The 8,868-nt window shown below is 45.1% G+C and carries 8 protein-coding genes; 5 read left to right on the top strand and 3 right to left on the bottom strand.

From position 1 onward, the window contains the following. The first annotated feature begins 77 nt into the window (after positions 1–77). From EKM73_RS06175 to EKM73_RS06165, 3 genes are all read left to right on the top strand, one after another. Positions 78–482 carry a 6-carboxytetrahydropterin synthase gene (locus EKM73_RS06175; protein ID WP_125701105.1) on the top strand — a complete coding sequence of 135 codons (405 nt, stop codon included), beginning with the start codon at positions 78–80 and terminating at the stop codon, positions 480–482. Next, positions 469–2,058: a TIGR03766 family XrtG-associated glycosyltransferase gene (locus EKM73_RS06170; RefSeq protein WP_125701104.1), complete on the top strand. Its 1,590-nt coding sequence runs from the start codon at positions 469–471 to the stop codon at positions 2,056–2,058. The genes EKM73_RS06175 and EKM73_RS06170 overlap by 14 nt, the downstream gene beginning before the upstream one ends. A gap of 655 nt (positions 2,059–2,713) precedes the next feature. After that, positions 2,714–3,844 carry a GGDEF domain-containing protein gene (locus EKM73_RS06165; protein WP_125701103.1) on the top strand — a complete coding sequence of 377 codons (1,131 nt, stop codon included), beginning with the start codon at positions 2,714–2,716 and terminating at the stop codon, positions 3,842–3,844. A 545-nt stretch (positions 3,845–4,389) separates the two neighbouring features. Here the strand turns inward: EKM73_RS06165 and EKM73_RS06160 are convergent. Then, positions 4,390–4,821, bottom strand: a complete 432-nt coding sequence (locus EKM73_RS06160) for an Rrf2 family transcriptional regulator (RefSeq protein ID WP_125701102.1) — start codon at positions 4,819–4,821, stop codon at positions 4,390–4,392. A gap of 174 nt (positions 4,822–4,995) precedes the next feature. Here EKM73_RS06160 and EKM73_RS06155 point away from each other — a divergent pair, with 174 nt between their 5' ends. Beyond that, positions 4,996–5,568, top strand: coding sequence for an NADPH-dependent F420 reductase (locus EKM73_RS06155; protein WP_125701101.1), 573 nt, complete (start codon positions 4,996–4,998; stop codon positions 5,566–5,568). Between the two features lie 150 nt (positions 5,569–5,718). Here EKM73_RS06155 and EKM73_RS06150 read toward each other — a convergent pair whose 3' ends face one another. Together EKM73_RS06150 and EKM73_RS06145 are read right to left on the bottom strand one after the other, a co-directional pair. Next, a complete protein-coding gene (locus tag EKM73_RS06150) occupies positions 5,719–6,759 on the bottom strand; it encodes a zinc-binding dehydrogenase (protein WP_125701100.1) in 1,041 nt (346 codons plus the stop codon). Between the two features lie 236 nt (positions 6,760–6,995). Then, entirely contained in the window at positions 6,996–7,868 is an 873-nt protein-coding gene (locus EKM73_RS06145; protein WP_125701099.1) for a LysR family transcriptional regulator, read from the bottom strand. 124 nt (positions 7,869–7,992) lie between these two features. Here EKM73_RS06145 and EKM73_RS06140 point away from each other — a divergent pair, with 124 nt between their 5' ends. Next, positions 7,993–8,868: an aldo/keto reductase gene (locus EKM73_RS06140; protein WP_125701098.1), complete on the top strand. Its 876-nt coding sequence runs from the start codon at positions 7,993–7,995 to the stop codon at positions 8,866–8,868.

Raw genomic sequence — 8,868 nt, 5'->3', positions numbered from 1 at the left:
TGCTAACTATCATAAGGGAGAGGCTTTCCCTTTTCAATTGCTTATTTTTCTATTTACACATAATTATTTAAACACTCATTAAATCATATGTTAATGCTAGCCATGCCGTTCGCTGGAAGTCAGGGACTGGGAAGAAACATAATCATACCTGGGAAATTGTGTGTGAACTGCACGTCTTTGAAGGAATGGTTTCCTTTTTTGATATCGAAAAATCCTTGAACACGGCGATTAACGAATTGTCGGGTAAATATCTGAACGATTTACCCGAATTTCGGGTGATTAATCCAACTGTTGAAAACGTAACGGAGTACTTGTTTAACGAAATCGACGGCATTCTACGGAAAAATAACGCGGTTCTTTTACGCATTGAAGTCAGTGACTCACCAACACGATCATACTGTATTGATATCACTGAACGTCAATTCCCATCCCAAGAGGAAGTAGAAGCCAGTCAGGATAATCAGGAAGATGATCATGCGTAGGTTTTATAATTTCAGTCAGGCAGTGATTAACCTTTTTTGGAAAATCCTTTTTTTCCTGACTCTTTTTTTTGCGTTCACATCGCCCAATATTATTCTGGGGGATAACGCGACATTTGGGACCAGTACAACGATGATTACGACGGGGTTAGTGATTGGAATTGTGGCAATTTTGGTCATGAACTATGCATATCCGCGAATTCATGCTTGGCTCTACCGAATATTTGTGACGGAGCAGTTGCGAACGGGACGCTTGCTGTTACTGATGGTACTCGCTGGTCAGATTTTCTTCGTGTTCTTTGTCCATCCCAATAGTGGGTTTGACTCTGGGATGTTGTTGCATACAGCGACGGATCCTAACAGTGTGTATGATCCGGATGTTACGTCGTACTTTAGTTTGAACGTCAATAACATGCCAATCATGTTATTCATGCATTGGATATCGACAACCTTTAACCAAACAACTTGGGAATTTTTTGATTTCGTCACGTTATTTTTTGTTGATTTATCAGCGATTTTCAACCTACTGAGTGTACGTGTTTTGCAAAAACGGGCCATGGGAACGGCCATGTACATTCAGGCAGGCTGGTTGGCAGTCTTTCCCAGTATTATTATGCCCTATACTGATGCATGGGGCCTCCCATTGGTTTCTTTTTATTTGCTCTGCTATTTCGCCGTCCGGAAGAGCGATCTACATTCACTAATCCGAGTAGCAGCTGCCACTGGTTTTGGTATCAGCGTCATGCTGACGTATTTCATCAAACCATCATCAATTATTCCGGTGATTGCGATTGCAATCATGGAAGCGCTAATGGCACTGAATCGGCGTAAGGATATCAAACCGCAACACTGGTTTGTTGCGTTAGCGATGATGCTATTCATGTGTGAAAGTGCTTATTACACTTACCAATATGTGAATACTCGGGTAGAGAATCAAACTTATATTCAGGTTGATAAGTCGCGGGCAATCCCAGCTATTCACTTTATGGCAATGGGGGTCTATGGCCAAGGCGGGTACAGTTGGTGGCAAGCCGTTGAAATGACCTTTCTACCGACCAAGAAACAGAAGACGGACTATTCAGTCATGATGTTGAAAAAGCGTCTGAAAAAATTAGGGCCAACGGGTTATCTGAAATTTTTGGTTAAGAAGCAACGCAATAATACGGCAGACGGGACCTTTGGTTGGCTGAAGGAAGGCCACTTTTTCCTGGAGAATCAAAAGCCCAACAATAAGGGAATTTCTAACAAACTTAAGAATTTTATCTATCTCTACGGACGCCATATCGCCGATTTTCGGTTTGCAGCTCAGCTATGGTGGGTAACACTGCTGGCAATCATTGCACTTGGATTTGGTCCACGACGGAGTATTATTCAAATCTTGCGATTGTCGATTGTTGGTGGCTTCATGTTCCTGCTCCTATTTGAAGGGGGCCGGAGCCGGTATCTGATTCAGTATCTGCCATGTTTCTTGCTCCTCTCGATTCTGTCATTTGAACGCGTCGTGATCAATGTTAAACGACTCACAGGGTGGTATGAGGTGAAGGTCGATGAGGCGGCAGCAGCTGATAAGAACAGTTAGTGTGGTCAAAAGTCATATGTTCTGGTCTATACCACAACTATATCATGGCTTGTGATGGCCGTGTGTAAAGAGTTTGTAAAGGCCCTGGTTATCAGCCGGAATACTTGGTATATTAGCATTTGAAATTTAAAAAAATATCATGAAATACCAAAAAGACAAGTCGTTCGTGGACTTGTTTTTTTGATAGGGTAAGGGAATTGTTGAATCCAAAGATTCTCTAAGCAATTAGGAATGGATTATTTACAAGCCGAGGGTAGTGATCCGCTTCCCTATCAGCAGGAATGGCTTTCTTAGGATTATATATTGCTAAAACTCAGGCCTCCAAGGAAACGGATACATGAGTTTCCCACGTCGGTCATTTGGGAGTGTCCGAGCTTTTTTCAATAGATTATGGAAACCTGAGACAGTTGACTAATACTAGAATATGTTTGTATAGAACTAGTTAATATGAGAATTAACTACGTATTCGAAAATGTTTACACAATTCAGCACTTAGGCAGTTTTGGTTATACTTTTGTGCGGATTGAAGGATTACTATTAAAGTATGTATGATGGAGTCAGTGCCATTTTGACAAATAAAGTTTGACTAGTCAAATTTGTCATCAGTAAGTTGCTTAAGTTGAACACATTATTTTTAAAAGAAGAGGGTTTATTAATGACTTGGTCTCATTGGCAGGTGCCACCATTTACAACCAGTGTTTTCTTTGTCTTGGGGGTTCTAACGCTTTACTGGGTAACTTATAATTGGTTGATTTCCTGGACCCATACACGTCGGATCAGTGTCACGGATGAGACAGTTAATACTTGGTATGGTCTGATTTACATGATTGTTTTTGTTTTTGCCATGCAATCGTTGATTGTGGGACAAAGTGATTCTTGGCAATTTATGAATTTTGAGCTGATTGCTGTGACGTTCTGTGCGTTCTTTATTAACGTTCGTATCTCTTATTACCTACTTTTTCCTATTGGTGTTATTTTTATGGTTTTTAACGGGTCACTGGGATACTGGCAATCTTGGGCACATTCGCTAACGTTGATGACATTTTTTGTAGTTTTAAGTATCATTCATACGAGACTGCAGGGTCGGCGTTGTATTATGGTCTACTATCTGGCAACCATAAGTGGTTTTGGGGCGCTGCTGTGGTTCTGGATGAAGTTGAAATTTGATTTTTCGTGGCTGACCATGTGGCAAGAGTGGGTGTACCTCATTATCTTTGAAGTCTTACTCTACATCTACGTGTCGATGCTTTCTCACGACAGTGAAATCAAGTTGCAGTTAGCGAAATATGCCACTCACGATGCGCTGACGAAGACGAATAACTTTGCTGCCTATACTGAAGACATGGAATATTTGTTTAATCAGAGCACGCAAAATGGTCAGCCTTTATCCATGATGATGTTTGATATCGATCATTTCAAACGCTTCAACGATACGTATGGCCACTCAGTCGGAGACTTGGTTCTACGGCGAGTTACAAGTACCGTACAGGATGTTTTGGCAGCCCATGACGCAAATATCAAGCTGTACCGAACCGGTGGCGAAGAATTCAATATTCTCTTCCCCAACTACGATGTTGCGGCCACCAAGCCCATCGTAGATGAGATCTTTGACGCAATCAATCACCTTGAGATTCCTGTGAAGGATACGGTGGTTGGTCTATCAATCTCGGTCGGGGTTTCAGCAATTACTACCGACGATAAGGCTCCCATGGACTTTTACAATCGGGTTGACCGCAATCTCTACCATTCCAAACGTCACGGGCGGATGCAGATTACCGTCGACTGATTATTTACAAACTTATAGAAATGACTAACATCAAATTCTGAAAAATTCTCAGTAGAAACTCTTTTATGGGTACTTTTTGGGATTAACAATAGATGGCATAATGGAAACAGGTTAAGCGTTACGACGGCTCTTCCGTTGCCGTGAAGACTTAGCTGGGCTCTGAACTTGACGTGCATAAAGTTCCAACTCCCCAATAGTGTCAGAGATGTTGTCTGGAAGTGGCTGATTCTGCCGATGGAATCAGTCATTTTTTTGATCTCAGGAAGAATTCTGAGAATTTGTCAGAATAATCTTTTATTAACGACGTATATAGAATATCGTTTGGCCGGTATGCTGAAGCTACTAGAGTAGTAGTCTAGCAACAATCAGGAAACAGGTGAATGTGATGATGGTAATTCAGCTTGGTATTCTACTAGTTTCTGGCCTAATCAGTATCTTGGAAAATTAAATAGTTGTAAGCAAGGTTCATGGGTACTCAGTTATCCGTGAACTTTTTTGATCTAAAAAAGACCGCACCCAGGTTCGGATGCGATCACAATTTTCTTCTATTCTGCAGTTAGTCGTTGCATTAAGGTGACGTCATTTAAAATGTCTTGTAAGGTAATCTTAGCCATCTTAGCTTCCGCGGCGGCCTGAATCTCCTGGTAATAGTGGGTCAACACCTTGGGTACAGTTTGCCCGACCGGACAGTTCTGTGAGGTATGGGTGTCCACATTGAGTAAGGGGGTCTGACCCGGCAAAGTGGCGTAGATGTCTCTGAGGGTAATTTCAGCCGGATCATGAGCCAGGGCAAGCTGAGTGGGTCCGTGGGTTGGTGCCAACAGACTGCTTCGCTTGAGATTAGCCATAATCTTACGAATCAAGCTGGGTGATGTTTCCAGACTACTTGCCATTTCTTGGCTGGTGATCTTCTTTCCCTTGAAGTAAGCGATGTAGACCAGTACGTGAATGGTATCGCTGAACTGTGTATTGGCCATGAATGGCCGCCTCCCTTTTTATTCTGTATCTTATTCTATAACAGTTTTAACAAAAAGTCAGGTAAAACAATCATTTAATTTGTTAAATTCAATAGGTTGACAATTGCATTAAAATAGATTATTCTTATAACTGTACTTAAAACTAATACAAAAATTAATCAGGGGGTCTGCATTATGGCAGCAATTACGATTTTTGGTAAAGGAAACATGGGTCAAGCAATCGGTGACGTCTTCACACAAGGTGGCAATCAGGTCAGCTTTATTGACTCTAAGGATCCAGTTGAAAACTTGGGCGATATCGTTGTGCTCGCTGTTCCTTACAATGCGGCCCTCAGTATCGCTAAGGCTAACCAAGCTGCCTTAGCTGGTAAGATTGTCGTTGATATTACGAACCCACTAAACTTTGAAACTTGGGACGAATTGGTTGTTCCCGCTGACAGTTCTGCTGCCGCACAAATCGCAGCTGAATTGCCAGATTCTAAGGTAGTTAAGGCCTTCAACACAACCTTTGCTGCAACACTGATGAGTCGTAAGGTTGGCGATCAACAGACGACAGTGATGGCTGCCAGTGACGATGCGACTGCTAAGGAAGCCTTGGCTACTGCATTGACTGATAGTGGTGTTGCCTTCATCGATGCGGGTTCACTGAAGCGGGCTCGTGAACTGGAAAGCTTTGGCTTCTTACAAATGACGTTGGCAGCTGGCGAAAAGATTGGCTGGACCGGCGGCTTTGCAGTTGAAAAGTAATCACCTTTCAAAATAGCTAAAGAGTAACGTAACGACTTGAGTCGAATAAATGGGGGACGATCACAGTAACTTTGTGATCGTTTTTTTTACAAAAAAACACGCTGAATACTCTTCTGAGAGAGCACGCAGCGTGTTTGACTTTATTATAAATTAGTCGATGACAACTAAGGACTTGATAGCCTTACGGTCGGTCATGGCTTGGTAAGCATCATTGATGTCAGCCAACTTGAATTGTTGGTTGAAGACCTTACCAGGGTGAATGTCGCCATCCAAGACGGCCTTCAGCAGTACGGACTTGTCGTAGGTCGTGACGGAAGCAGGACCGCCGGCAATAATCGTGTTGGTGTAGAAGGAAGTGGTCATGTCCATCTTAGGTTCGTGAGGCAGACCAACCCGACCCACGATAGCACCTGGACGGGCAACCTTCATGGCCGTGTCGTTAGACAATTCAGTCCCAACACATTCCAAGACGGCATCGGCACCGGCGCCGTTTGTTAAAGCCTTGACCTTGGCAACGGCATCGTCGCCCCGTTCAGCTACGATATCAGTCGCACCGAATTCAATGGCTAACTTTTGACGGTCTTCATGACGACTCATGGCGATGATCCGCTTGGCACCGCGCATTTGTGCGGCGATAACCCCACAGAGACCAACGGCACCGTCACCAACGACAACGACCGTATCGCCAGTCTTGACGTTAGCGACACGAGCGGCGTGGTAACCAGTAGCCATGACATCAGCTAAACTCAACAGGGAGTTCAACATGGCATCGCTGTAGTCTTCGGGTTGGCCAGGAATCTTGACCAAGGCCCATTCGCCGTGTTGGAAGCGAATGTACTCGGATTGCACACCGTTACTAAAGTTATCGGTATGGTTCTGGCACACACCATCAAAGCCGGCACGGCAAGCGGCACAGTGGCCACAACCGTGGGTGAAGGGTGCGATAACGAAGTCGCCGGGCTTGACCGTCGTGATGTCGCTACCGACTTCTTCAACGATCCCGATAGCTTCGTGACCGGAGTTTTCGGAGTGAGCGGCCTTGTCTTCTAACCCGCGGTAAGCCCACAGGTCGGAGCCACAGACACAGGTGCGGACAACGTGGATAATAACGTCGTCGCTGGCTTGAATCGCTGGCTTTTCAATATCTTCAACTTCAACTTTTCCAGGTTCCATAAAAATAGTGGATTTCATTCTTAAATAGCCTCCTAGACTTGCATACAGAAATTCTAAGTGTTTCTAAGATGATTGTAAAGAATCTTTACTTAGCAACTAGTGAGGAGTGCGGCCTGTCTAACACCACACTCACTAAGCTCTAGTTTAAGCGGTGTTGGCGGCTCTGTCTAATACCCATAAGTTATTTTACGTTATAGCTTCTGGTTATGGGAAGCAGGTTTAACGGCTGATGCGCTTATACAAATCGAAAAGACTTAGTTTGGCCAAGCGTTAGTCAAGGCCGTAATTACCGGTTTGATGGCTGTCTGATTAGCACGTAAATAAGCTGCATAAACGGTCATGTGCGCGCTCTCATCGTTGATAGGAATCCGCACGCGGCTGTCCTCTGACGCTGATTTAGCTGGCTTAGGATCATCGTTTGAGAGATTACTACTGAAGGAAGGGAAGTCGGCGTATTTGCTGATCTCTTCAAATGCCTCGCGCTGATCCTGATAGAGAAATTTAGCGTTAGGAATGGCCTGCTGAATGATTGCCCGCCAAGGCCCAATGTCGGCTAGCACTAGGAAGCTCAAGTCTTTGAGCTCGGCAAAGGTGATGCTGGATTGGTTGGCTTGATACATGAAGCGATTGAGATTGATGGATAGACGCTCCTCGCCGAGATAGTCGGATGTCACCGTGGCCGTTTTCAGTGGCCGCGGCGAGAAAATTAAACTGTAAGTATTGTCAGTGAGGAGTGCCATGGGTTCATCGGCTGTAATGAGCGTTTGAGAAATCTTGACATGGGTTGAGAGCGTTGGCATCACGCGCTTGAGGAGTAACCGTGGGCCAGGGATGATGGTACCAACGTTCAGTAGATGTTGGTTTCGGTCGTAGTTCTGAACCTTGGCGATTGCCTCGTGCTGTGCCTGCAGAAGTACGGCGGCTTCTTGAGCAGCGAGCTGGCCCGTCGCCGTCAATGTAATCCGATTTGGTTGGCGATTGAAGAGCTGCACGCCCCAGTCGGTTTCTAGCTTTTGCATGCCACGGGTGACGGTCGGTTGCGTGACATTGAGCTGACTGGCCGTCTTGGCCAGAGTCCCAGTTTGCGCAAAGGTAACGAGTTCTTCTAAGAGATAATTATCAAGCATAGGTCGTCCTCCTCAGTCTTAGTATACGCCACCTGTATGCTAGCATGTGCAACTGGTAATTTTCAAGTGGCTCGTTGGCGCTTATAGTTAGAGATATTCAAGACAGGAAAGGTCGATGTGATTTATGGCAAATGTCCCAATGGTAACTTTAAATGATGGCAATCAGATGCCACAACTTGGTTTTGGTGTCTTTCAGGTTCCCGATTTAGCAGAATGTGAGGCCGCCGTTACGGCTGCGCTGCAAGCTGGCTACCGACTGTTAGATACGGCTACGGCTTATCAAAACGAAGAGGCTGTTGGTCGCGGTATCAAGGCGAGTGGGGTTTCCCGAGAGGATATCTTCGTGACGTCCAAGCTGTGGGTTTCCGAATTCACTTATAACCGGGCTAAACAGGGTATCGATGCGTCGCTCCAACGGTTGGGGCTGGACTATCTCGACCTTTACCTGTTGCACCAACCGTATGGTGATACGATGGGCGCTTGGCGGGCATTGGAAGAAGCCCAACAGGCCGGTAAGATTCGGTCAATTGGGGTCTCTAACTTCTATGCCGATCAACTGAAGAATTTGGAATTGACGATGACGGTTAAACCGGTTATCAACCAGATTGAAGTCAACCCGTGGTATCAACAACCAACTGAAGTGGCTTTCAATCAAAGTGAAGATGTGCGGGTCGAAGCTTGGGCGCCATTCGCTGAAGGCAAGCACGACATCTTTACCAACGCGACGATCGCCCAGATTGCGCAGGCTCACGGTAAGTCCGTCGGCCAAGTGATCCTTCGCTGGTTATTGCAACGCGGGATTACGGTGATTCCCAAGTCCGTTCACAAGGAACGGATGCTGGAGAATATCGACGTGTTTGACTTTGAATTGACCGCTGAGGAAATGCAGCTGATGGCGTCCCTGGACAAGGGTGAGAGCCAGTTCTTTGACCATCGTGATCCAGTGACGATTGAACAGATCTTCGGGTCAAGCTTGAAGGTTTTAAAAGGAGAGAAATAA

It is taken from the genome of Levilactobacillus fuyuanensis, from assembly GCF_003946395.1.
GTDB classification, from domain to species: domain Bacteria; phylum Bacillota; class Bacilli; order Lactobacillales; family Lactobacillaceae; genus Levilactobacillus; species Levilactobacillus fuyuanensis.
This window is presented reverse-complemented; position numbering and strand designations above follow the sequence as displayed.